Origin of the sequence: Citrobacter sp. UYEF32 (genome assembly GCF_040546205.1) — a bacterium.
Lineage (GTDB): Bacteria > Pseudomonadota > Gammaproteobacteria > Enterobacterales > Enterobacteriaceae > Phytobacter > Phytobacter diazotrophicus.
Window position 1 is genome coordinate 255,596 of record NZ_JBEPNI010000005.1, and the last position, 21,543, is coordinate 277,138.

Annotated in this window: 25 protein-coding genes; 10 read left to right on the top strand and 15 right to left on the bottom strand. The window is 55.5% G+C overall.

What is annotated here, in order from left to right; all coding sequences use genetic code 11:
- Positions 1 to 7: 7 nt before the first annotated feature.
- The 4 genes from ABIB59_RS15775 to gap all read left to right on the top strand — a co-directional run bounded on the left by ABIB59_RS15775 (position 8) and on the right by gap (position 3,139).
- Entirely contained in the window at positions 8 to 631 is a 624-nt protein-coding gene (locus ABIB59_RS15775) for an FMN-dependent NADH-azoreductase (protein ID WP_107222708.1), read from the top strand.
- Positions 632 to 643: 12 nt separating this feature from the next.
- A complete protein-coding gene (locus ABIB59_RS15780) occupies positions 644 to 952 on the top strand; it encodes a YciI family protein (RefSeq protein ID WP_039079022.1) in 309 nt (102 codons plus the stop codon).
- A gap of 116 nt (positions 953 to 1,068) precedes the next feature.
- Complete coding sequence (locus tag ABIB59_RS15785) at positions 1,069 to 2,049, top strand: GlxA family transcriptional regulator (protein ID WP_107222707.1); 981 nt, start codon at positions 1,069 to 1,071, stop codon at positions 2,047 to 2,049.
- 79 nt (positions 2,050 to 2,128) lie between these two features.
- Positions 2,129 to 3,139: a type I glyceraldehyde-3-phosphate dehydrogenase gene (gap, locus tag ABIB59_RS15790; RefSeq protein WP_110295332.1), complete on the top strand. Its 1,011-nt coding sequence runs from the start codon at positions 2,129 to 2,131 to the stop codon at positions 3,137 to 3,139.
- Between the two features lie 55 nt (positions 3,140 to 3,194).
- Here gap and ABIB59_RS15795 read toward each other — a convergent pair whose 3' ends face one another.
- The 9 genes from ABIB59_RS15795 to gcvA form a co-directional block, all read right to left on the bottom strand.
- On the bottom strand, positions 3,195 to 3,782 hold the full coding sequence (locus ABIB59_RS15795; RefSeq protein WP_039079025.1) for a cupin domain-containing protein: 588 nt from the start codon (positions 3,780 to 3,782) through the stop codon (positions 3,195 to 3,197).
- A 58-nt stretch (positions 3,783 to 3,840) separates the two neighbouring features.
- Positions 3,841 to 4,542: a DUF1989 domain-containing protein gene (locus ABIB59_RS15800; RefSeq protein WP_071194197.1), complete on the bottom strand. Its 702-nt coding sequence runs from the start codon at positions 4,540 to 4,542 to the stop codon at positions 3,841 to 3,843.
- Entirely contained in the window at positions 4,539 to 5,792 is a 1,254-nt protein-coding gene (locus tag ABIB59_RS15805) for a M20 family metallo-hydrolase (RefSeq protein WP_125124677.1), read from the bottom strand. Before ABIB59_RS15805 ends, ABIB59_RS15800 begins: the two co-directional genes overlap by 4 nt.
- Positions 5,789 to 6,628, bottom strand: coding sequence for an amino acid ABC transporter ATP-binding protein (locus ABIB59_RS15810; protein ID WP_108701311.1), 840 nt, complete (start codon positions 6,626 to 6,628; stop codon positions 5,789 to 5,791). Before ABIB59_RS15810 ends, ABIB59_RS15805 begins: the two co-directional genes overlap by 4 nt.
- A complete protein-coding gene (locus ABIB59_RS15815) occupies positions 6,606 to 7,247 on the bottom strand; it encodes an amino acid ABC transporter permease (protein ID WP_317085700.1) in 642 nt (213 codons plus the stop codon). The genes ABIB59_RS15810 and ABIB59_RS15815 overlap by 23 nt, the downstream gene beginning before the upstream one ends.
- Positions 7,244 to 7,903, bottom strand: coding sequence for an amino acid ABC transporter permease (locus ABIB59_RS15820; RefSeq protein WP_317085699.1), 660 nt, complete (start codon positions 7,901 to 7,903; stop codon positions 7,244 to 7,246). Before ABIB59_RS15820 ends, ABIB59_RS15815 begins: the two co-directional genes overlap by 4 nt.
- Positions 7,904 to 7,913: 10 nt before the next feature.
- Positions 7,914 to 8,768, bottom strand: a complete 855-nt coding sequence (locus tag ABIB59_RS15825; protein ID WP_039079030.1) for a transporter substrate-binding domain-containing protein — start codon at positions 8,766 to 8,768, stop codon at positions 7,914 to 7,916.
- Between the two features lie 257 nt (positions 8,769 to 9,025).
- A complete protein-coding gene (locus ABIB59_RS15830) occupies positions 9,026 to 9,556 on the bottom strand; it encodes a GrpB family protein (protein WP_165158660.1) in 531 nt (176 codons plus the stop codon).
- 62 nt (positions 9,557 to 9,618) lie between these two features.
- Positions 9,619 to 10,518 (bottom strand): transcriptional regulator GcvA, encoded by a 900-nt coding sequence (gene gcvA, locus ABIB59_RS15835; protein ID WP_039079032.1) that lies wholly within the window; start codon positions 10,516 to 10,518, stop codon positions 9,619 to 9,621.
- A 118-nt stretch (positions 10,519 to 10,636) separates the two neighbouring features.
- Between gcvA and ABIB59_RS15840 the strand changes: the two genes are divergently transcribed.
- Complete coding sequence (locus tag ABIB59_RS15840; protein ID WP_317078553.1) at positions 10,637 to 11,530, top strand: DMT family transporter; 894 nt, start codon at positions 10,637 to 10,639, stop codon at positions 11,528 to 11,530.
- Between the two features lie 4 nt (positions 11,531 to 11,534).
- On the opposite strand, the gene ABIB59_RS15845 is transcribed toward ABIB59_RS15840, so the two are convergent.
- The gene (locus ABIB59_RS15845) at positions 11,535 to 12,242 is read right to left on the bottom strand and encodes an alpha/beta fold hydrolase (protein ID WP_354036126.1); all 708 of its coding nucleotides are present in this window, start codon (positions 12,240 to 12,242) and stop codon (positions 11,535 to 11,537) included.
- A 27-nt stretch (positions 12,243 to 12,269) separates the two neighbouring features.
- The gene (locus tag ABIB59_RS15850) at positions 12,270 to 13,106 is read right to left on the bottom strand and encodes an AraC family transcriptional regulator (protein WP_335294344.1); all 837 of its coding nucleotides are present in this window, start codon (positions 13,104 to 13,106) and stop codon (positions 12,270 to 12,272) included.
- A 117-nt stretch (positions 13,107 to 13,223) separates the two neighbouring features.
- Between ABIB59_RS15850 and ABIB59_RS15855 the strand changes: the two genes are divergently transcribed.
- Positions 13,224 to 13,964, top strand: coding sequence for an AzlC family ABC transporter permease (locus ABIB59_RS15855; RefSeq protein ID WP_052249251.1), 741 nt, complete (start codon positions 13,224 to 13,226; stop codon positions 13,962 to 13,964).
- Between the two features lies 1 nt (position 13,965).
- A complete protein-coding gene (locus tag ABIB59_RS15860) occupies positions 13,966 to 14,289 on the top strand; it encodes an AzlD domain-containing protein (protein WP_039079035.1) in 324 nt (107 codons plus the stop codon).
- Here the strand turns inward: ABIB59_RS15860 and ABIB59_RS15865 are convergent, their stop codons facing one another.
- Both ABIB59_RS15865 and ABIB59_RS15870 read right to left on the bottom strand, forming a co-directional pair.
- Entirely contained in the window at positions 14,290 to 14,730 is a 441-nt protein-coding gene (locus ABIB59_RS15865) for a GNAT family N-acetyltransferase (protein WP_039079036.1), read from the bottom strand.
- 64 nt (positions 14,731 to 14,794) lie between these two features.
- Positions 14,795 to 15,709: a LysR family transcriptional regulator gene (locus ABIB59_RS15870; RefSeq protein WP_039079037.1), complete on the bottom strand. Its 915-nt coding sequence runs from the start codon at positions 15,707 to 15,709 to the stop codon at positions 14,795 to 14,797.
- A 120-nt stretch (positions 15,710 to 15,829) separates the two neighbouring features.
- Between ABIB59_RS15870 and ABIB59_RS15875 the strand changes: the two genes are divergently transcribed.
- On the top strand, positions 15,830 to 17,245 hold the full coding sequence (locus ABIB59_RS15875; RefSeq protein ID WP_354036129.1) for an MFS transporter: 1,416 nt from the start codon (positions 15,830 to 15,832) through the stop codon (positions 17,243 to 17,245).
- A 51-nt stretch (positions 17,246 to 17,296) separates the two neighbouring features.
- Here ABIB59_RS15875 and ABIB59_RS15880 read toward each other — a convergent pair whose 3' ends face one another.
- Positions 17,297 to 18,034: a GNAT family N-acetyltransferase gene (locus ABIB59_RS15880; protein WP_354036131.1), complete on the bottom strand. Its 738-nt coding sequence runs from the start codon at positions 18,032 to 18,034 to the stop codon at positions 17,297 to 17,299.
- A gap of 152 nt (positions 18,035 to 18,186) precedes the next feature.
- Here ABIB59_RS15880 and ABIB59_RS15885 point away from each other — a divergent pair, with 152 nt between their 5' ends.
- Together ABIB59_RS15885 and ABIB59_RS15890 are read left to right on the top strand one after the other, a co-directional pair.
- Positions 18,187 to 19,446, top strand: a complete 1,260-nt coding sequence (locus ABIB59_RS15885) for a lipase family protein (RefSeq protein WP_354036133.1) — start codon at positions 18,187 to 18,189, stop codon at positions 19,444 to 19,446.
- Between the two features lie 83 nt (positions 19,447 to 19,529).
- The gene (locus tag ABIB59_RS15890) at positions 19,530 to 19,955 is read left to right on the top strand and encodes a GNAT family N-acetyltransferase (protein ID WP_071194184.1); all 426 of its coding nucleotides are present in this window, start codon (positions 19,530 to 19,532) and stop codon (positions 19,953 to 19,955) included.
- A 3-nt stretch (positions 19,956 to 19,958) separates the two neighbouring features.
- Here ABIB59_RS15890 and ABIB59_RS15895 read toward each other — a convergent pair whose 3' ends face one another.
- A complete protein-coding gene (locus tag ABIB59_RS15895) occupies positions 19,959 to 21,518 on the bottom strand; it encodes a sensor domain-containing diguanylate cyclase (protein WP_335201145.1) in 1,560 nt (519 codons plus the stop codon).
- Positions 21,519 to 21,543: the final 25 nt, after the last annotated feature.

Sequence of the window (21,543 nt, forward strand, 5' to 3'; positions counted from 1 at the left end):
ATTTATCATGCAAATCCTACATATCGACTCCAGTATTACATTGGAAAATTCTGTTTCCCGTCAGTTATCTTATGAAGTTGTAAAAGCGCTAACGGAAAACGGACAGTGTGAAAATATTATTTATCGTGATCTGGTTAAAGACGAAATACCTCATTTAACGGGCGACATTGCTGCCGGGTTCAGAGCAGTATCTGGCGCAGCGACCACGCCTGAACTGGCCACTGAATATGCCCTTTCAGAAAAGATCGTCAACGAGTTTCTGACCAGCGATATGATTGTCATTGGTGCTCCGATGTACAATTTTACGGTCGCCAGCCAGTTGAAAGCGTGGTTAGACAGGCTCGCGCAACCTGGTAAGACGTTTCACTACACGGCAAATGGCCCGGTGGGGCTTGCGACCGGTAAGACAGTGGTTGTGGCTTCTGCGAGAGGTGGTTTCTATCACAACACGCCCCTGTCAGAAATGGATTTTCAGGAACATTATTTGCGCCATTTCTTTGCTTTTCTGGGCATCACCCAGGTGGAATTTATTCGGGTCGAGGGGGCATCAAAAGGCGAAAATATTAAGCAGCAGGAAATATTGCGCGCGCTGAACGCTATTCCCCAACTTATTGACAGCATTACACACTAATAGGATCTCGCTATGTTATACGCCGTAACGCTGTATTATTTATGCTCTGAATCAGAGCTGGGTGCCCATATTGATGCGCATAAAAAGTGGCTGGTTGAGGGTATCAGTAAAGCAGGTGTCATCCTGGCCGGACCTCTCACAAGCGGTACCGGAGGGTATATTCTGTTTCACGGTGATAATGAAAAAGATATTTACGCGTATCTGGAAAAAGACCCGTTTGTCATACACAACAAGGTTACCGTGAATGTACTTAATATCGAGCCCATGTTGTGTTCAAATGCATTTCCTCCGCAATGGGCAGCAAATGCAAAGCTAATATAATGGAACAATAAGGGGGGTATTCCCCCTTTATTGATGTCAGTCGCTGTGTGCGCCGTTACCCCCTTGCCCACCCGCTTCCTGTTGACTTAAATTGTAATAAGCGTACATTTCAGGACATGAAGACATTCCTGATAATCGTTCCTGATGGCGGCATGTTGTTTGAAGCCGCCGGTATCGCCGACATCCTGATGCAGGCTAATCGTCTGCATGCACAAGACGGCCCGCAGCCGCGCTACCGCTTCTCTCTCGCTACGACCCAACCTCACCAGGTCATCCATGGTCAATCCGGGTTAAACCTGCTCGCCGATAGCCGTTTGCATGAAATCGACCCGCGAGAGCCCTGGGATACCATCATGATTACCGGACGCGGCGAGGATGAAGACGAAGGCACCGCGGTGGTCGACTGGCTACGCCTTGCTGCCCCCCATGCGCGGCGGGTGGTCTCTATTTGCGGTGGCGCGATGTTGCTGGCCGAAGCCGGATTACTCAGTGGACGAAGAGCAACCACCCACTGGCGACTGCTGGAAACCATGCAAACACGCTTTCCTGACATCACCCTCGAAGCCGGCCCCCTGTATGTTCAGGATGGCCCTGTCTGGACCTCCGGCGGCGTCAGTTCGGGCTTTGACCTGACGCTTGCGCTGGTTGAAGACGACTACGGGTTTAGCCTCGCGCTGGAAGTGGCGCAGAATATGGTGATGTATCTGCGTCGTCCTGGCGGTCAGCTCCAGTTCAGTCGTTACAATTTGCAGCAGGCCAGTAGCGTAGGTCCCATCAGTGACCTGCAAAGCTGGATCCTTACCCATCTGAACGAAGACTTGTCGGTAGACAAGCTGGCGGAACGTGCGGCGATGAGCCCGCGTAATTTTACCCGTGTGTTCACGCGCGAAACGGGGGCTCCACCGGCGCGTTACGTTGCCGAAGCACGTCTGGCCGCGGCGCGTAACCGGCTGGAACAAACCAACGAAACGCTGGACAAGATTGCCGCTGAGACCGGCTTTGGCAGCAGCATCAATTTACGGCGGATTTTCGAACGCCAGTTACACCTTACCCCTGGCGAGTATCGTCAGCGCTTCCACTGCCGCAAAATGGCGTAAAGTGATCCTTATTTGTCGTTTACGCCAAACCGCCGCCGACCTACAGTGATGTCAGACATCGGATAAGAAGGAGTTCATCATGGTTAAGGTCGGCATTAACGGTTTTGGCAGGATTGGTCGTAACGTACTGCGTGCTGCGCTGGGCGATAAAGAAATTCAGATTGTGGCGATTAACGATCTGACGGACAGCAAAACGCTGGCGCATCTGTTAAAACACGATTCACTACTGGGCACCCTTCCCGTTCCCGTCGAAGCAGGCGAAGGCCAGTTAATTGTCGATGGTCAGGCCGTACGGGTGTTTAGCGAACGCGACCCGGCAAATATTCCGTGGCGTGACGTTGGCGTCGATATTGTGATTGAAGCCACCGGCTTCTTTACCGATCGCGAAAAAGCCGCGGTACACATCAGCAGCGGCGGCGCGAAACGCGTGATTATCTCCGCTCCGGGTAAAAACGATGACCTGACCATTGTGCTGGGGGTTAATGACCAGCAATACGATCCCGCGCGCCATTTTGTTGTGAGCAACGGCAGTTGTACCACGAATGGTCTGGCCCCTGCCGCGCAGGTGCTGCATCAGAATTTTGGTATCGAACATGGCCTGATGAATACCACTCACGCCTACACCAACAGCCAGGCCTTACACGACCAGCCAGAAAAAGACCTGCGTGGCGCGCGGGCGGCGGCACTCTCCATCGTGCCGTATTCCAGCGGCGCGGCGAAAGCGCTGGGGAAAGTTATCCCGGAACTGGACGGACGCCTCACCGGTTATTCCTTACGTGTGCCGGTGCCGGTAGTGTCGATCGTTGACCTGACCGTGACCTTAAAACGCGATGTGACGGTAGACGAAGTGAACGCGGCTTTCCGCAACGCTGCCGAAGCCGGTCCGCTGAAAGGCATTCTGGGGTACAGCGACGAACCGCTGGTCTCCAGCGATTACCAGGGCGATCCGCGCTCGTCCATTATCGATGGGCTGTCGACACTGGTGATTGGCGGTAATCTGGTGAAAATCCTCGCCTGGTATGACAACGAGTGGGGCTTCTCTAACCGCCTGGTTGACCTTGCGAAAAAGATGGCACAGCGCGGGTTGTAATAACATCCGCATAAACGAAACCACGCTGCGGCGTGGTTTTTTCGTCTTATTACGATCAGAACGTCACGGGCGTGTTCACCCATAGCACTCTGGCGACCACGGTACCGATATTGCGGTAACCATGCGGGATCTGGCTCGGGAAATAGAACGAATCCCCCTGCTCCAGGGTCCAGACATCGTCTCCCAGACGCAGTTCCAGTTCACCTTCCAGCACATACCCCATCTCTTCGCCGTGGTGCTCAATCAGACCGTCACTGGCGACACCCGGCTCGATAATATGAATATTACCCTGCAGCAAACCGCCCTTGTGATGCCAGGTCAGGTTCTCAAGCTCAATCCCCCCTTTTTTGCTGCGTTGCAAAAACCGTTTACGGTTACGCTGGGCAGGTTTCAGAACGGGTTGATCGGCGGTCCAGTCATCGGCCATCAGGTCGGCAATGCTGGTCTCCAGCGCCTTTGCCAGACGGTGCAGCATCGCCAGTGACGGCGAAGCTGCGTCATTTTCCAGTTTGGATAACAGACTTTCCGAGCATTCCACCTTTTGCGCAAGCTGCTTGAGGGTCATTTCCTGCACCAGGCGGGCGTGGCGCAGCCGCATTCCCAGCGGGGTTCCGGTAGATTTGATGTCAGCGTTTTTTTTCATCTGTCTGCTTCATTAAAGTCTGCCTGTGGCCTGCGTCGCGCAGGCCTGGCAAGAAAAATCATCCCACAACGACGAACTGAATTTCTTTCGGTGAGCAGCCGTTAATCGGCACGATGTCCTGTGGACAGGCGGACATCACGACCACGCAATCCAGCTCGGCACGAATCTCTACATAATCACCTGCTTTACTGACGGTGGGCAACCAGGAAATAGAATAATCAGGATTTACCGGCGTGTTCATCCATAAATTGAGCGGTTGTGGCACTTCGCGGGCGCGCAGACCAATCGCATTGAGCGCCATACGCATATTATCGGCGCAGCTATCGTGGTACTCCGTAATGCCCATGTTGGTGTAACGGTAGAGATCGCAGGCGGCAATCAGCGTGTCATGCACACCCGGTGAGGTATCGGTCAGCAGCGTCGCGATGGCGCGACGTTGGTTAGTCACCAGCACATCACCCGGCTGCGGGATGATTTTGTCGATAAAAGCACGGGTGTGCTCCATAGAGGCAAATTCGCTGAGATCGCTGCTGTTAAAAAACCATGTATCGCACACCTGGCTGCCAGGAGTGTTGATGATCTTAATCACCTGCCCTTTTTTCAGTAAAACGGCACGTCCGCAGCGGGGTGGAATGGTATAAAGCTCATTGAATACTGGCGCGCCATCGGCTGAAATCGGCGAGGTTGCCGTCGGGTTGGTCCCCAGCGCATCGCCATTGTCTTTCTCGCAGCAGGTTGGGTAGTGTGCAGTTACAGTCATGATTTAACTCCTTCAAATGATTGGGATAGCTCAGTCAGCGCGCAGGCCAGCGTGCGGGCGCCTGCCGCCAGTGAGCGAGGATCGGTATATTCAGCCGGGTTATGGCTAATGCCTTGATGGCTGGGGACAAAAAGCATACTGGTCGGACAGTGTTCGGCCAGATACATGGCGTCGTGAAACGCACCAGACAGCAGCTCCATATGAGCGATATCCAGCGCATTTCCGGCCGCTTGCAGAGTGTGATTGATACCGGCGTCAAAGGTGACCGGCGCTTTGTTCAATAAAGGCTCGACGGTGACATGTTCACTCGAAAGCGAGCTCATCAGCGCATCGAGCTGTGCCAGTTTTTCCGTCGATGGATGACGAAAATCGAGGGTAAAACGCACGCATGACGGGATGGTGTTGATGGCATTCGGCGTGACCTGCCAGCGGCCAAACGTCAGACGCAACGCGTCATCTGTTGTATCGCCCATTGCCTGCTCAATGTAAACAAGCTGCTCGCGGGCCAGAGTCATCGCATCCTGGCGCAGTGTCATCGGCGTGGTCCCGGCATGGGCCGATACCCCATGGCAGGTAACCTGATACCAGCGCACGCCCTGAATGCCTTTAACAACAGCCAGCGGCAAATTCCGGTTTTCCAGCACCGGGCCTTGCTCGATATGTAACTCCACGAAGCAGGCCATTTCGCGGTCAGGACGCAACGGGATCGACGCAAAACGCGTCTGATGTTGTGCCAGCGCGTCGCGAAACGACACGCCATCCACGCCCATCACGCCAAGATGATCGGACAATCTCGCAGGGTCGACGAAGGCGCTGGAGCCCATAGCTCCCGGCGCGAAGCGGCTGCCCTCTTCGTTGGTCCAGATAACCACTTCGATCGGACGCCCGGTGATAACCTGCGCGTCATTGAGCGCTTTCAGGCACACCAGCCCGGCTATCACACCGTAACAACCGTCGTAGTTGCCACCGGATGGCTGCGTATCGATATGGCTGCCGGTGACGACGGGTGAAACGGCTAATCGTCCCGGACGGCGGAAGAATAAATTGGCGGCGGCGTCGCGATAGACTTCGCAACCGAGTTCGCAGGCGAGATCAATAATCCACGCCCGTGCATCCAGTTCCACCTCGCTCAGCGCCTGACGATCCACGCCGCCATTCGCTAACTTGCCAAATTCCGCCAGTTGCGCCAGCAACTGATTCAGCCACGCCTCGTCAACCTGGCGGGCGACCCGTAAGCTCGTTTCCATCATGGTAATTTCTCCAGCTCTTCGGGTTGTAGCGGCCTGCGAAACAGCGGTGCGAGGAAGCTTTTCAGGCGCTCGCTTTTCGGCTGTGTGAACATCTGGCGCGGCGTACCGCTTTCAATAATGTGACCATCGGCCATGAACACCAGCCGTGACGAGATATGGGCGGCAAACGCCATCTCATGGGTGACCATCACCATGGTCATGCCCTGTCCGGCAAGGCTTCGGATAACGTCCAGCACCTCTTCTACACGTTCCGGATCGAGCGCCGAGGTGGGCTCATCAAGCAGCAAGAGTTCCGGGTTCAGGGCCAGTGCGCGGGCAATGCCTACCCGCTGTTGCTGACCACCGGACAACCTCACCGGCCAGTCATCGGCTTTTTGCGCCATCCCGACGCGTCCCAGCGCGGCCATTGCCGCCGCTTTTGCCGCCTGGCGTGGCATCTTTTTGCCCAGCACCAGCGGTGCGGCGACATTCTCCAGCACCGTCATATGCGGCCAGAGATTAAACTGCTGGAACACCATCGACAGTGGCCTGCGCACGTCGGCAATCAGGCTGGCGCTGTCGACATGCGCGGGGCCACGCTGCGTACCGGAATAACCGAGCAACTGCCCTTTAATCAGCACGTCGCCTTTGTCATAGGCTTCGAGAAAATTCATGCAACGCAGCGCGGTCGTTTTCCCGGAACCGGACGGGCCAATCAGGGTGACTATCTCACCGTGATCGACGCGTAAATTGATGTCATTCAGCACTACATGGTTTGCGAAGGACTTGCCTACATGGCGCATTTCGAGCACCGGCGCAGAGGTATTGCTCACGTTATTCTCCGGTTCGTAGTACATGACTCAGTGTTCTTACGCTCAGGCTGACCCCCTGGGCCAGCAGCCAGTAGCTGATGATCAGCAGGGTGTAAGGCAGGATATAGCTGTAGGTATTGGCCACAATCTGACTCGTCGTCATGGTCAATTCCGGGACGGTAATAATTGACGCGATGGCGCTCTCTTTAATGGTCAGAATGAACTGATTACCCAACAGCGGTAGCGCAAAACGAACGGCCTGCGGCATCTGGATATGCCAGAAGCAGCGACGCGTAGAGATAGTGTTGGCGAGTGCCGCCTCGCGCTGCCCCGGCGGGATGCTGTTCCACGCGGTGCGAAAAATTTCGCTGAAATAGGCGGCGCTATACAGCGTCAGCGACAGCAGCGTGGCCTCCGTCGCGCTCAGCATGATGCCGACAGACGGCAGGCCAAAATAAATGACGGCAAGTTGCGCCAGAAACGGCGTGCCACGGATAGCCCAGACGTAAACGCGCCACAGGCGAAACATCAGGCCGCGTCTGCCACAGAGCCCGTTGATGGCAAACCCCAACAACATGCCGCCGAACGCGGCACACAGGCTTAGCCACAGCGTTACCCCCAGCGCCTGAACGTAGGCAGGCAGGTATTGTGTGAGTTCAGTCATCGTTGTTCCCTCTGCCAGTGGCGTTCCGCCTGGCGGCCCAACAGCGCCAGCAGGCTGGTCAGCAGTAAGTAGACCAGGGCGACGGCCAGATAGACCTGCAAAGGCTGGTAGGTGGACGACGCCAGTTGCTGCCCCACACGCATCAGGTCGGTCAGCGCAATCACCGACACCACCGCCGAGGCTTTGATCACATCAATCAGTTCGGAAATCAGCGAAGGCAGCGTTGTCCGGATAACCTGCGGCACCTGAATACGCCATAAAATCTGTCGGGGGCTCAGCCCGCAAATGGCGGCGGCTTCCAGTTGTCCGGGGTGAATACTGGCGAAACCACTTTTGAGAATTTGCGATTGCCAGGCGGCTGTGTTCAGCGTTAAGGCCAGCGCGGCGGCCACAAAGCCGGGAATGTTGATACCCAACTGCGACGGCAAATAAAAGCAGAGCAGCAACTGCACCAGCACCGGGGTTCCCCGGAACAGACTGACCCATCCATGGGCCGTCATACGGTAAATGCGTAACGGGCTTGTCGACATCTGCCATACCCCAATACCCACCAGAAAACCGGCGACCATCGCCGTCAGGCACAGCGCCGCTGTCGTGAGCGCCCCTTGCGCCAGCATGGGAAGCCAGTGGATAAAGCGCGTTATGAAATCCGTCATCGTTGACTGCTCACAGTGCCGGTTCAGGCATTTCTGTCGCCGGAACGGTCATCGTGAAGCCGAACCATTTCTGTTGCAGTTCCTTCATGGTGCCATCGCGGTTGGCTTCGATAATCCCGTCGCTGATAAGCTTGACCAGGGAGGCGCTGTCGGCATCTTTACGCCCTACCCAACCAAAGAAGGTTTGTGGCCCGATCATCTCCGGGAGCGTGGCAAACACGCCGGGACGGGTTTTGATTAACGGCCCCAGGTTTGAGAGCGACTGGGCAACGCCATCAAGTCGGCGAGACGCCAGGTCAGCATAGGCTTCATCAAACGCCACATACTGTTTGATCTCTTTAATGCCTGGTTTGCCGCTCGCGCGCAGCGCCTGGTCGAAGGATTGCAGCACCTGCAACTGACCGGAACCGGCCTGTGAACCCACGACTTTGCCGCTCAGGTCATCCGGGGTTTTGATGGCGTCGTCTCCCGCCCTTTTGAGCAGAGCAACGGTGGATTCCGCCACCGGTGCGGTAAAGCCGAAGTGTTCAATACGCTGTTTATTGACGGTAACGGCAGTGACCACGAAATCGAATTTCTTCGCATCCAGCCCTGGCAGGATGCCCTGGAAAGGCAGGTCCAGTTGTTTCACCTTCACGCCCGGCAATGATTTCGCAAGAATATGGTTCATCAGATCAACGTCGTAGCCGACGATCTTTCCGTTATCGACATACTCAAAGGGGGCGTATCGCGCTTCCGTGGCAACGGAGATCTCTTTGGCCTCTTTAATTCTTTCAAGCAGATCGGCGCTAAACGCCTGGGCGCAAAAAAGGCTGGCTGATACCAGTGTCAGACAGGCAGGTAAAGTCAAACGGGTCAGTGTCATGGCGTGCTCTCTGAAAGTAATTTGAACATCAGTAAAGTTACTTGAACAATATTAGAGAGGCATGAAACATGCCAACTGAGTCAGTGGCAACGATAAATTTCATAGGGTTTTGAAAAGTAAGCGATATCTTACAGAGGTGTTACGCAGGCGCGATCCCTGTCGGCTGTCAGGGATCGGCGTGTGCACATTTGGTGTGCACGGGCATGGTGCTTTTGCTGCTTAAAAAGAGTGCAATGCGCGTTATCGATAACGTGAAATCAGCCCGGCTGACGGTGTGATTTTTCCCGTAACGCCAGCGCTTCATGGCGCTGTATGAAATCATTTTTGAGCTGGCTGTAGCGCTCAGACAGGTTTCCACTGTGTTCTGCCGCCTCGCGTTTTACCCTTTCGTATTCCTGAGCGATATCGCTATGCTGGCGCAAATAATCACGAAATGCCAGATGTCGTACCGTGTGCTGGCTGCCCAGCTCAAAGGCGTGAAGATGATGGGTTCGTTGATTCTCGCCTTTTACAAAATAGCGCCTGCCCGCAATACCATACTCACCTCGCGGCGTGTAACCCGCCTGGCGCAGGGTGTCGTTATGTTTATCCAGCAGATGTAACGAGGTCACTTCCAGCAGGATGTCGATGATGGGTTTTGCCGCAAGGCCGGGAACAGCCGTACTGCCAATATGGTGGATAGCGACAGGTATGTCCGATAACACGCGTTGTAATAATAACGCTTCTTTCTGATAGCGCTCGGGCCAGGAGGCATCACTTTGCTCGATAGAAATACGGCGTCCGGCCATCTTGTTCCCCTTAAGAGATTCGACGTTTACTGCCTGATGGTGAAGACCGGGTTGCTGGTCTTTCAGGCTGAATATTCATTGCTCTCCGCGCTGGCGGTAGAGACAATCCAGTCGCGGAATTTGCGACTCATTTTTTGGAGCAGCGCCGATTCGTCATAGACCAGATAATAGGCCAGTAGCGAATCAATGGCGACGCGCAACGGATTGATCAAAAGCCCTTTTTTCAATTCATCACGAATAAGGGTGCTTCGAATAAGCGCAATGCCTTTCCCGGCAATCGCCGCTTCCAGTACGCCATTGGAATCAACAAATACCGGCCCTTTTTCCTCAATGGCATGCGCGATTCCGGCCGCCTTAAACCAGACGGCCCAGTCCATGCGATGCTCATCATGCAGTAATGTGAATTGGGTCAGGTCCAGCAGCGAGGTAAGTGTTTGTCCATCGGGAATAAGCCCTGGACTGCATACCGGAAGAAGACGATCGTTAATCAGGCACTCCGCCTCCAGGCCCGGATAGTGCCCGGAGCCGTGTCTGATAGCAAAATCAATCCCTTCGGTTAACAAATCCACCTGACGATTCGTGGTACTGATTTGCACCTCAACGCCTGGATTCTGCTTCTCAAACGCTGGCAGGCGCGGCAGCAGCCACTGAATAGCAAAGCCGCTGGTACAACTGACGGTAATGCTGTTTTGCTTCTCTTCGTCCAGCAGACGCTGCGTCGCTTCGGATATCTGGTCAAAGGCCGGACGGATAGCGCGTAAATAAATGCGCCCTTCTGTTGTCAATTCCAGCGCCCGCGCGCCTCGAATGAACAAGCGTGAATGCAGCATCTCTTCGAGTTTGGACACTTGTTGGCTCACGGCGCTGGGGGTAACGCATAACTCTTCGGCGGCCCGCTTAACACTCATATGTCTTGCCGCAGATTCAAAGCACATAAGCGCATGTAAAGGTGGCAATTTCATCGTCGCCTCGATTCCATGATTTAGGAAAACTTAATTATAGAAGAAATCCTTGCTTGTCATGCCCCTGGCTAACGTTTTAGTTTTTCTGCCACCTTCCGATGAAACAAACAGGTATCACATGCGCCCTTCTGATTACGCAAGACTCTTCCTGCTGGCTGCCATTTGGGGGGCCAGTTTCCTGTTTATGCGCATTGCCGCACCCGAATTCGGCGCCGTCACGACCGCTTTTCTTCGCGTATTGTTGGGCGTTATCGGTCTTGCCGCCATCCTGGTCATGATGAAATCCCTCTTTCGTTTTGAGCAAAAATTTGGCGTGGCACTGCTGCTCGGGGTGATGAATTCTGGCCTGCCTTTTCTGATGTATTGCCTGGCGGCAACGCGCTTACCGGCGGGCTATTCTGCGATCCTCAATGCCACCACCCCCTTGATGGGTGCGTTGATCGGCTGCTTCTTTTTTGGCGAGACGCTGACACTACGTAAATGGGGAGGCGTGGTTTCAGGCATTGTCGGCATTATGATCATCACAACGACAGGTAAAACAGACGTGACCGCCAGCGTTGTCACAGGCGTTATCGCCTGCCTTGTCGCCACAGCCTGTTACGGACTGGCCGGTTTTCTGACGCGCCGCTGGATAAGCCAGCGCGGCGGGCTGGATCCGAAAATGGTCGCCTTCGGCAGCCAGCTCGGCGCCACGCTGTTTCTCTTGCCCTTCTTTGCCTGGTCAGTCGGTCGCGGCCCTGCCATTGGCTGGCTACAGGGCAATGTCTGGGCAAGCGTTATCGCGCTTGGACTCATTTGCACCGCGGTGGCCTACATTCTCTATTTCCGGCTGATTGCCGATATTGGCCCGCTGCGCTCATTAACTGTCACTTTTTTAATCCCCCCTTTTGCCGTGTTGTGGGGCTACCTCGTACTGGGGGAAACCCTGAGTGAAGGTTTTGGCATCGGGGCACTGATCGTCTGTCTTGCGGTCTGGATGATTGTCAGCCCTGGCAAAAGCGCCACGCAGTAACGTTTCAGGCTTTATCGACAGGCGCTAAGCAGGTACGGAAAAGCGCATGTGCTTTTTCCGTCAATGCCGCCGATTGGGTAATATTTTTCCATACGCTGTTATGCCCGGCATTCGGGACAATAAAGAGCGTTTTCCAGAGCGCCTCCATTGCCGCATTATGCAATTTCGCAGGGATTTCTTGTGGTATGACTTCATCGCGCTCTGCGGCGACAATCAGTATCTTCCCTCTGTAACCGGCAAGCAGCGGCCAGGCATCCGAGTCCTGCCAGCTCTTCTCCTGGCGGATTATCTGTGAAAAGGCCGGGCCGAAGTTTACCGTTGCGGCCACGGGGGTATAGACACCGGGCACGAGAAGAATAAGCGAGCGAAAATCCACCCGCGCACTGAGCTGTATAGCGTTATACGCACCCATACTGGAGCCAAGACAGCCGGTGAGCGGCACATTGAGGTGCGCGATGACCGCCAGCGCCTGCCGGGTGCGGCTGTCCAGCGAGGACTCACTCATCGAACCTGTCGATGCGCCATGTCCGAGGCAGTCAAAGGCGGTGGTCCCGTAGCCCATTTCATCGAGTAGCTGGCGGTAATGGGCGAAGACCTCCCGGTCTTTCGAACCGCCGTGGATCATTAATATGTGGCCATTGCTGCCATAAGAGGAGTCGCCACGCAGGGTGTGCCCGGCAAAGGGAACGTCAAAATACTCTCTGTTTATCATCTGTTTGTGCCTGGATAGATGAGCACGTCAGGCCGAGGCCGCAGCGAATAAGCCCGGCGTGGTGCCAAAGTGTGCGCGGAAGTGTTTTATCAGATGGCTTTGATCGAAGAAACCGACATCGCTGGCGACCTGCGATGCGCTTATCCCACGGGAAAGCAGCCCTTTTGCTCTGACCAGGCGAATCTGCGTCAGATACTGGTGCACTGACAAACCGGTCATGGCCTGGAAGGTACGCATAAAATAGAACTCGCTTAAGCCCGCGACGGTCGCAATCTCTTTCACGGTCAGCGTTTGCGCGTAACTGCTATGCAGAAATTCAATGGCTTTGCGGATGTCGGCGCGCATCACATCCTGACGTGCACCTTTGACTGTCCGTTCACCATAATTGCCGATGAGAATATTGAGTATATGGTACATCACGCACGCTTTTTCCAGCGGGTCATCACTGGCATTGAGCACCTGGGCGGCATGCAGCATTCGCCGGGCAATCCGCGGGTCGTATCGCATGCCCTCGGTACCAAAATTGACGTCTCCTCGCCCTTTCAGCACGGTTTCTGCGACGTCATTGATCAGGCTTTGCGACGGATAAAACGCGCAATAATCCCAGCCTTCATCGCGCTGCACCGCCTCGCCGGTGTGCACTTCGCCTGGCATAATCACCATTACCGTTCCCGCCGCCGCGATCCCTTTTTGTCGGCATATTCGGGTGCGCTGGGCACCACGGGCAAACGCCGCAATCACAAACTCGTCATGGAAATGCGGCGGATAACTGTGCTCATAACATGAGGCCCGCAGGATCTCCATTCCTCCGTGCAGTTCATTATCACGCCACAACTTGATGTCATCCCGTCTGTTTTGCGTCACGTCTTCGTTCTCCAGCCCGCTCTACCGCCATTTTTTATAAATGCGCAGGATTTTACTATCGCGATTTTTCAGGATCCTTAAGATTGCACATTCGGACAAGAAAGAAAGGGAAAAGTGATGTTGATGAAGAGTGACGCCATGCGCAAGGATGACCCTACAGCCCTGTTTCGTGGCGGTGTTGCCGCTTGCCTGCCAACCATCCCCGGCTACTGGAGTATCGGTTTCGCCGCCGGTGCTATTGGCACGTTGTCCGGGTTTACCGTCTGGCAAACGGCGTTTCTGGCGACCGCGCTCTATACCGGCTCGGCCCAGTTTTTGTTTTACTCGCTTTGGGCTGCGGGGGCAGAAATGGCTTCGGTGGTGCTGAGCGTGTTCCTGGTGAATCTACGCTACCTGCTGATGAGCTCGGCAATGAGCGTGTTCTTTCGCGAGCAGACTACGCTGCAGAAAATAGTGAGTGGCTTACTGTTGACCGATGAAACCTTCGGCGTGGCGGTTCAGCGCGGCGGCCATCAGGGAACGGTGCCCTTTGCCTGGATGTTTGGGCTTAACCTGGCCGCGTGGCTGAACTGGATCCTCGCCTGTGTGGTGGGTGGATGCCTGGCCTCTGCGCTGCCACCTGCATTAATGGAAGGATTAAGTTTCAGTCTGGTATCGATGTTTATCGGTCTGGTGCTGATGATTTGGTTTGCCAGTCGGCAGAAAAAACTCGAAACGTTCAGCGTGGCAATAGCGGTACTCGTTACGCTCTTTGCCGCCGGTCATATGGAGTTAAGTGTCATTGTGATTGTCGCCGCTTCTCTGTCGGCAACACTGGCTACGGTATTGTTACGCGTGACGCAGAAAGGAGCGAAATAAGATGGAGCGAAATATTTTACTGACGATTGCGATCGCGGCCCTGGTGACGGCGCTGATGCGCACGGTACCGATTTTACTGCTTTCCCGCTTTCGTCTGGCTCCGGTTGTTCAGCAGTGGCTGGGGTTTATTCCCGCCGCTATTATGGCTGCCATTATTGCGGCGGAACTTATCGAGAAACCGGCCCTGACCAGCAACGGAATAAGCATATCGTTACTGGCGGCTGCGATCGCCGCCATTACCGGGATTATCACGCGTGGGCTTTTTGCCACCGTTATTGCCGGGATGGTAGCCTACTCAGGCCTGCGCTATTTTTTCGGCCTGTAGTCACAGACTGATGCTGTAACGGACGACATCGCCCAGTTCCGCAACCTGATCATACAGTTTTCGGGCTGGGTTGTTCGTCCGGGTCACCCAGTAGAGTTTTGCCCAGCCGCTTTTTTCACCCTCCTGACGAATTGCCTCAATCAGCGCTCGCCCCGCACCGAGACCGCGCAGTTGTGCATCCACATAAAGGTCTTCCAGATAACAGATGGGCTTCGTGACCCAGGTACCTTCATGCATGACGCACAGGGCAAAACCCACCAGTTGTCCATCCATAACGGCGACACGGCATAACAGTGTGGATTCGGGGGAATGAATGCGCGCCCAGGTGGCGCGCGTAACGGCATCACTTAGCGTGCTGCCCGCAAAATCAAGATAGCCCTGCCACAGCACTGACCACATAGCATAATCGTCGGGTCTGGCCTCGCGTACTTCCACGTCCATTTTTTATCCTTTTGAAATATCACGCGAGGAGCGATAGTACGCCTGTTTTTCCCTGCAAGACAGTTCAGTTTTCCGGTAGCAGGCGTTGGCATACGTCACGTACAAACGTCCGTAACCAACGGTGTGCCGGGTCGCCTTCTGTTCGGGGGTGCCACAGTAGCGATACGGTGATCCCGCGTGTTTTCACCGGCAGCTCGAATACCGACAGATCGGCGACCGCCGACCGATGAATGAGAAACGAAGCCGGAACCAGCGCCACCAAATCCGTCGCCCGGGCCACAGCCAGCGCAGCGGGAAAACCGGGAACGAGGGCTGCCACTTTACGCGTAAGGCCGACCTCTGCCAGTGCGTCATCCACCGGGCCGGAAAGTGTTCCCCGGCGCGAGGCCACGACATGCTTCCATTCACTGTAATGTGACATTGTCACTTCTTTAAGCTGGGCCAGCGGATGCCCTTTTCGCACGACGCCGACGAACCTGTCGCGAAACAGCGCCTGGACGCGGATCTCCGGCCCCATCTCACCGAGCACGCCAATCTCAAGATCCACCAGCCCTTCACGTAAAGGGTGCGGCGTTTTCTCCGGCTTTGCGGCAAAACGCAGAGTGATACCCGGTGCAATGGCCGCGGCTTCGGCAACCAGTGCCGGGCCGAACACTTCCACAAAGCCGTCGTTGGCACGCAGGGTAAAAAGCTGTTCATGGGTGCTGATGTTCAGCTCGGTCTGTGCCGGGCGCAGTAACGCGCGGGTTTCGAAAACCGCGTTTTGCGTACGCGCGCGGATCCCTTCGGCATAGGGCGTTAACACCATGTTGCGCCCCGCCCGCACCAGTAAGAGATCGCCGGTGGTCTCCCGCAGGCGACCGAGCGTGCGGCTCATCGCCGAGGCACTTAGCCCCAGATGGCGTGCCGCACCCGCAACACTTTTTTCAGCAAGCAGAACGTCCAGTGCAAACAGAAGGTTCAGATCGGGTTCGGTCATTATATGTCCTGTATTGAGATAAGGCGTTTGGTGCAGGTTATAAGTGCAAATGCTGCGTCTTCCGCCCTGTATATCCAGTCATTATAGTGACCTCTCGCATCTATTTCGCAGAGGTTTTTTATGCATTTGTTCTCTGACCAGCCGGGTGATGAAGGACTGCCGGGACACGAACGCCGTCTGGCGATGGTGGCGGTAATGACCAGCACCACGATGGCTGTTTTTGACGGCTCGATGGTCAATATCGCCCTGCCACAAATTGCCCGTGTGCTTGAGGTTTCCTCCGGCGATGCGGTGTGGGTTGCCAATGGCTATCTGTTATCCGCCGCCATGACGCTGGCCATTTTCGCCGCACTGGCTCCCCGTACGGGCTTTCGTGCCCTCTTTGCCGCCGGGATAAGTCTTTTTACGCTGGCGTCTCTGGGCTGTGCGCTGTCGACCTCACTGGAGATGCTGGTGGCGATGCGACTGTTGCAGGGCATTGGTGGTGCCGCGACATTAAGTATTGCGCCTGCCATTTTGCGCTCCATTTTCCCTGGCCGTTTACTGGGGCGGATCCTGGGGATCCACGCCCTGCTCATCGCCGCCAATACGGCCATCGCCCCGGTGATCGGCGGTGCCTTACTCTCCTCCCTCGGCTGGCAATGGTTGTTCGCGATAAATCTCCCTTTTGGTGTCATCGCCCTGCTACTAACGCTGCGCGTGGTGCCTGTCCATCGCGGTATCATTCGCGGGCGCTTTGATGTTGCTGGCGCCCTCTTTTCAGCCATCATGCTGGGTGCCGTGATCATGGCCTCAAACGCCTTCTCGCGGCCCGGTGAAACCGGGGGCTCGCTATTAACCCCGGCGATCTACGGGCTTATTGCCGTTGTCTCGGGTATCGCTTTTGTTTACCGTCAGCGCCGGGCGGCACAACCTTTACTGCCACTTACGCTTTTTGCCTCTGCCCGCTTCTCTCTGGCCGCCTTAACCTCGCTCGCGTCGTTCGTCAGCCAGGGGATGACCTTCGTTGCGCTGCCGTTTCTGTTTCAGAGCGTTTATGGCTATAGCGCGTTTACCTCTGCGCTGCTTTTTACCGCCTGGCCCGTCGGGATTGTGCTGGTTGCTCCCCACGCCGGACGGCTGGCCGATCGCTATGCCCCGGCCGTTATCTCCACTGTTGGATTATGCCTCTTTGGCGTCGGGCTCCTGCTGTTAGCGCTGTTGCCGGAAAACGCGCCGGTGTGGGATATCAGCCTGCGTGGTCTGGTGTGTGGGATAGGGTTTGGTTGTTTTCAAAGCCCCAATAACCGGGAGATGCTGGCCAGCGCCTCCCGGGAACACAGCAGCTATGCGTCGGGTATTCTGGCTATCATGCGCACGTTTGGTCAGTGTCTGGGGGCGGCTTTTATTGGCGTGATTTTGTCAGTTTACGCGCCGTCAGGCACGCTGGCCCAGGAGGCGTTCGCGGTACGTCTGGGGTTGTGGCTGGCGGCGGGCGCGACGCTGCTGGCGATCGTGGTGAGTGTCAGTCGTTTAAAAACCCGGCCCGTAATGTAAGTCAGACCTGAAATGCCGTTCGCAGAAGAGGCTGAACGGCATTTTTGATGCTCAGTCTGGTGCGGTATTACACTGCTCAGGTCGCTGGATAAAACTCTCAAGCGCACGCTTTTGCTTCCCTTTGCTATCGAAATTTTCCCGGTTAAGCCAGGCTTCGAGCGCTGCACGCAGCGGAGGCCATTCACTGTCGATAATGGATAGCCAGTCGGTATCGCGATTGCGCTGTTTGCGGGTCATCACCTGGCGAAAACAGCCTTCAAACGTGAACCCGATGCGCTCAGCGGCGCGTCGTGAAGCGATATTCGTTGAGTCGCAGCGCCAGGCCACCCGGCGATAACCCAGCGCGAAGGCCTGGCTCAGCAATAAATAGAGCGCTTCTGTACCCATCACGTTGCGTTGCATCAGCGGGGACCAGGTCACATGGCCGATTTCAATGGCCCCGTTAACGGTATCAATCGCACTCCAGCACACCACACCGCAGGCACGATTATCGGTACAGTTGATGACGGCATATGGCACCAGGCTGTCATCCGCAATTTTGTGAGCGATCCAGGCAGCCATCTCTTCGCGCGTCTGGGGTTTATTTGCGCCCAGCCATGTCCAGTCCCGATCATCTTCTGCCAGCGAAAAAGCCTGGAAAAGCGCATCGCAATGGTTTGAGTCGAGGGGCGCTAACTGGCAGTACTGGCCGGGAAGCGCGACGCGTGCAGGTTTGGCAACGGGTTGCCAGTCTGGCAGCGCAAAACCGACCTGCTGACCGTACTGGTTAATTTGCGTGGTGTTCGTCATCAGTGACATCCTTGATTAAGCGACAGATTTTTACCCTATCTTTCATCTTTTTATCGCGGCGTGCATTAACGATTACGGCATACTGTTAATAATGGCGCAATATTGCTCGATGATTATGTCGCCCTTCTGATGCCGGGTCTGGAGAACATCACGTGAGATATTACCCCCTTTTGCGACTTACGCTTGTGTTAAGCATACTGGTGCCAGTGGTTAGCCTTGCCGCTTTACCCGTCGGGCCGCAGGTCGGCGACCAGGATTTATCCCCGTTTTACCGCTGGAATAGTGCGCTCCCCGATAAACCCGGCGTTATGCTGCGTGAAGAGCCCATGAAACACCAGCCGGGGATCGCTGCGGCACAATCGCGGCGCATCCTCTATACCTCCCACGACGTGCGCTGGGATGCCGGTATTGTCCCCGTGAGCGGGACGCTCTATTTTCCGCAAGGCAGAGCGCCATCAGGCGGCTGGCCGCTGGTTGCCTGGGAACACGGCACATTGGGTGTCGCTGACACCTGCGCCCCCTCCTGGACAGGACATGCACCGCGCGACGCGAGCTACATCAATAAATGGTTACAACAGGGGTTTGCCGTCGTCGCAACGGATTATCAGGGGCTTGGCGGGCCGGGGCCGCACCCTTATCTGATTTGGCAAGCCGAAGGACGCTCCGTGCTTGATAGCGTCCGCGCGGCGTTGCAGGCCCACCCGCAGCAGCTCGCTAATCGCCTTGTGATGACCGGGCAATCACAAGGCTCGGGGGCCTCACTGGGTACAAGCTATATTGCCCCGGGCTACGCGCCGGAACTCAAACTGCTGGCGACCATTGCCACCGGTCTGGTGGCGACATTCCCTGACGGCCCCGTTGCGGCGGGTGACGGGCGAATTCATGGCACACCACCCCGCCTGGAAATGTTACGCCTGATCGGAGGTTCGCTGGCGGATGATGCGCCAGCGCCTGAATCGCTGGTGACAGACAACGGGGCAAAGCTGCTGGCACGGGCCAGGGTTTCCTGCATGCCTGAACTCGGGCATGTTCAACGCCGTCTGCATCTGAATGCCAACAATGCGTTTATTGGCGGCAGCGAACGTATCACCTCTGTGTTAAAACCCGTCACGGATATGCCATCAGCACGCTTTCCCGCGCCGCTGTTTCTGGCGACCGGTCTGGCGGATCGCACGCTGTCGCCTTATCACCAGTATGCCGCCGTGGCGGCACTGTGCGCGGCAGGTAACCCGCTTGAATGGAAAACTTATCAGGGCATCACCCATAACGGCATTGTGAATACCGCGTTTGCAGATGAACTCACCTTTGTTCAGGCGGTGCTGGCGGGTAAACCGCGACCGGACAGTTGTGGGACGTTGGTTGTACTGGGCAAGGCCCAGCCCGCACTAAAGGATATCTTGTATAACAACTGATTTTTTAAGCGCCGCCGTTTCTCAGAGAATGGCGGCGCTCTACAATACGGCCCCAACTGGTAACACCATAAAAAGGATGCCTTATGTTTTTACGCGTAACGACGGAAGTCACTGAGCAAGAACAAAACGAGTTACTGGACGGTTTACGGGAGTTTAATCGTCCCTTTCTCCGCAATCGTGAATGGGGACCTGTTGGCGTCTTTTGTCGTGATGTAAACGGTAAAATGACCGGCGGATTGATTGGCACGTGTAAAAGCGAATGGCTGTGTATCAGCTATTTATGGGTTAGCGAAACCCTGCGCGGTAGCGGGCTGGGTACAGAATTGATAAAGGCCGCAGAGAAAGAAGCGGTAAAACAGGGTTGCCAGCAATCACTGGTGGATACGTTCAGCTTTCAGGCATTAGCTTTTTACCAAAAGCAGGGTTATGTACTGCAGATGACGCTGGATGATTTTCCGGAAAAAGGCATCCAGCGCCATTACCTCACCAAGACGCTGGCCAGCCTGTAATCTTTAGAGGGCCTCCGGGTTGGCAAGCGCCCGGTCCCTGCCCTGAATTTTTGCCATATACAGCGCCTTATCTGCCCCCTCTTTCAGGCGATTCGCGTCATCTTCATTACCGCTGCCGATCAGGGAAAAACATCCCGCACTGATGGTGACGACTTTGTTTGTCGCCCCCGATTCGACGTGCGGAATTCTTGCGCTGCGCACCGCCGTCACCGCCTGACGAGCAACAAACAGCGCGGCTTCTGGCCCGGTATCCGGCAAAATGATCGCAAACTCTTCGCCCCCGTATCGGGCAATCAAATCGGAATTACGCAGTTTGAGCTTCTGGATGACTTCGCCCACCGCGCGCAGGCAGTTATCGCCCGCCACATGGCCATAGAAGTCGTTATAGCGTTTAAAAAAGTCGATATCGAGCATCACCAGTGAAACCGGCTTTTTAATCAATGAAGAGGCTTTCAGGCTTTGGCTCAAAAACAGATCGAACTGACGGCGGTTGGCAAGCCCGGTTAAACCGTCGGCCAGCGCCATCAGTTGCAACGTGTGGTTGATGCTGGTCAGCTCATCACGCAGTTCCGCCAGTTCGGTCTGATTACGCACATTCATTCGCACCTGGCGAAAAACGATAATTCCCATGAGTAAGGTGCCGAGCAGCAACATGGCATTAAGCACCAGGTCCGGCAAACTGTCCTTCAGCCAGCGTGACCAGAGTGCCGGTTTGTCATAACCGGCGGCCACGACCAGCGGATAACGTTCAAGGCGCGCAAAGCCATAGATGCGCTCGACGTGATCCAGCGCCGAAACCCAGGTTGCATTACCGCGATCTTTTTTCGCCAGTTCACGGGTGAAGAGCGGGCTCGCTGAAAGGTTGCGGTTAATGACATCATCCGGGAAAGGACGGACATACAGCGCCGTACCGTCAGTGATCATTAAGGCCAGCAGATCCCGGTTTTCCAGTTCGAAATAGCTGTAAAAGTGACGGAAGTAATCTACCCGGATGGTGGCGAGCACTACGCCGGCAAAACCGCCTGCGGAATCGCTGATGCGCATGGATACGGGAATCACCAGATCGCCTGTTGAACGGCTCGAAATTACCCGTCCGATATGAATGTTGTTATGCCCGTTACGCTGATGATAGTTAAAATATTCGCGGTCGCTGCTGTTGGTGACCATCGGGAGCCGGCCAAGCGCCGTGGCTTTCATGTTTCCCTGCGCATCATAGATGAACAATCCGTGCAGTTGTGGCAAGCGCTCTTTCAGCTCAGCTAACAGCACATCGAAGCGACCGGCATTCAATGTCGAAATACTGTCTGCCGGTATGGTCCGGCGAATATCACGCAGCGCCAGCTCTGTTTGTAAAACGGTATCTTCTGCCTGACGCGCCTGGGAAACGGACAAGTTGATAGCATTACGTTCCATATCCTCTACGGCACGATTCCAGGAGCGGGTCAGCGTCCAGCTACTGGTCATCACCCCCGCCAGTAATAATGCGGTCATGAAAAAAGTGATGCTACGTCCAAGGGAGGAATCCAGAGCCAGTGCGCCTGAAATATGTTTATTGATGTTCATTTTTTCCCCGTGCTTCACATCCCGT

Coding starts and splice junctions, on each gene's coding strand:
- ABIB59_RS15775 (WP_107222708.1), top strand. CDS start 8: ATGCAAATCCTACATATCGACTCCAGTATTACATTGGAAAATTCTGTT.
- ABIB59_RS15780 (WP_039079022.1), top strand. CDS start 644: ATGTTATACGCCGTAACGCTGTATTATTTATGCTCTGAATCAGAGCTG.
- ABIB59_RS15785 (WP_107222707.1), top strand. CDS start 1,069: ATGAAGACATTCCTGATAATCGTTCCTGATGGCGGCATGTTGTTTGAA.
- gap (WP_110295332.1), top strand. CDS start 2,129: ATGGTTAAGGTCGGCATTAACGGTTTTGGCAGGATTGGTCGTAACGTA.
- ABIB59_RS15795 (WP_039079025.1), bottom strand. CDS start 3,782: ATGAAAAAAAACGCTGACATCAAATCTACCGGAACCCCGCTGGGAATG.
- ABIB59_RS15800 (WP_071194197.1), bottom strand. CDS start 4,542: ATGACTGTAACTGCACACTACCCAACCTGCTGCGAGAAAGACAATGGC.
- ABIB59_RS15805 (WP_125124677.1), bottom strand. CDS start 5,792: ATGATGGAAACGAGCTTACGGGTCGCCCGCCAGGTTGACGAGGCGTGG.
- ABIB59_RS15810 (WP_108701311.1), bottom strand. CDS start 6,628: ATGTACTACGAACCGGAGAATAACGTGAGCAATACCTCTGCGCCGGTG.
- ABIB59_RS15815 (WP_317085700.1), bottom strand. CDS start 7,247: ATGACTGAACTCACACAATACCTGCCTGCCTACGTTCAGGCGCTGGGG.
- ABIB59_RS15820 (WP_317085699.1), bottom strand. CDS start 7,903: ATGACGGATTTCATAACGCGCTTTATCCACTGGCTTCCCATGCTGGCG.
- ABIB59_RS15825 (WP_039079030.1), bottom strand. CDS start 8,768: ATGACACTGACCCGTTTGACTTTACCTGCCTGTCTGACACTGGTATCA.
- ABIB59_RS15830 (WP_165158660.1), bottom strand. CDS start 9,556: ATGGCCGGACGCCGTATTTCTATCGAGCAAAGTGATGCCTCCTGGCCC.
- gcvA (WP_039079032.1), bottom strand. CDS start 10,518: ATGAAATTGCCACCTTTACATGCGCTTATGTGCTTTGAATCTGCGGCA.
- ABIB59_RS15840 (WP_317078553.1), top strand. CDS start 10,637: ATGCGCCCTTCTGATTACGCAAGACTCTTCCTGCTGGCTGCCATTTGG.
- ABIB59_RS15845 (WP_354036126.1), bottom strand. CDS start 12,242: ATGATAAACAGAGAGTATTTTGACGTTCCCTTTGCCGGGCACACCCTG.
- ABIB59_RS15855 (WP_052249251.1), top strand. CDS start 13,224: ATGTTGATGAAGAGTGACGCCATGCGCAAGGATGACCCTACAGCCCTG.
- ABIB59_RS15860 (WP_039079035.1), top strand. CDS start 13,966: ATGGAGCGAAATATTTTACTGACGATTGCGATCGCGGCCCTGGTGACG.
- ABIB59_RS15865 (WP_039079036.1), bottom strand. CDS start 14,730: ATGGACGTGGAAGTACGCGAGGCCAGACCCGACGATTATGCTATGTGG.
- ABIB59_RS15870 (WP_039079037.1), bottom strand. CDS start 15,709: ATGACCGAACCCGATCTGAACCTTCTGTTTGCACTGGACGTTCTGCTT.
- ABIB59_RS15875 (WP_354036129.1), top strand. CDS start 15,830: ATGCATTTGTTCTCTGACCAGCCGGGTGATGAAGGACTGCCGGGACAC.
- ABIB59_RS15880 (WP_354036131.1), bottom strand. CDS start 18,034: ATGACGAACACCACGCAAATTAACCAGTACGGTCAGCAGGTCGGTTTT.
- ABIB59_RS15890 (WP_071194184.1), top strand. CDS start 19,530: ATGTTTTTACGCGTAACGACGGAAGTCACTGAGCAAGAACAAAACGAG.
- ABIB59_RS15895 (WP_335201145.1), bottom strand. CDS start 21,518: ATGAACATCAATAAACATATTTCAGGCGCACTGGCTCTGGATTCCTCC.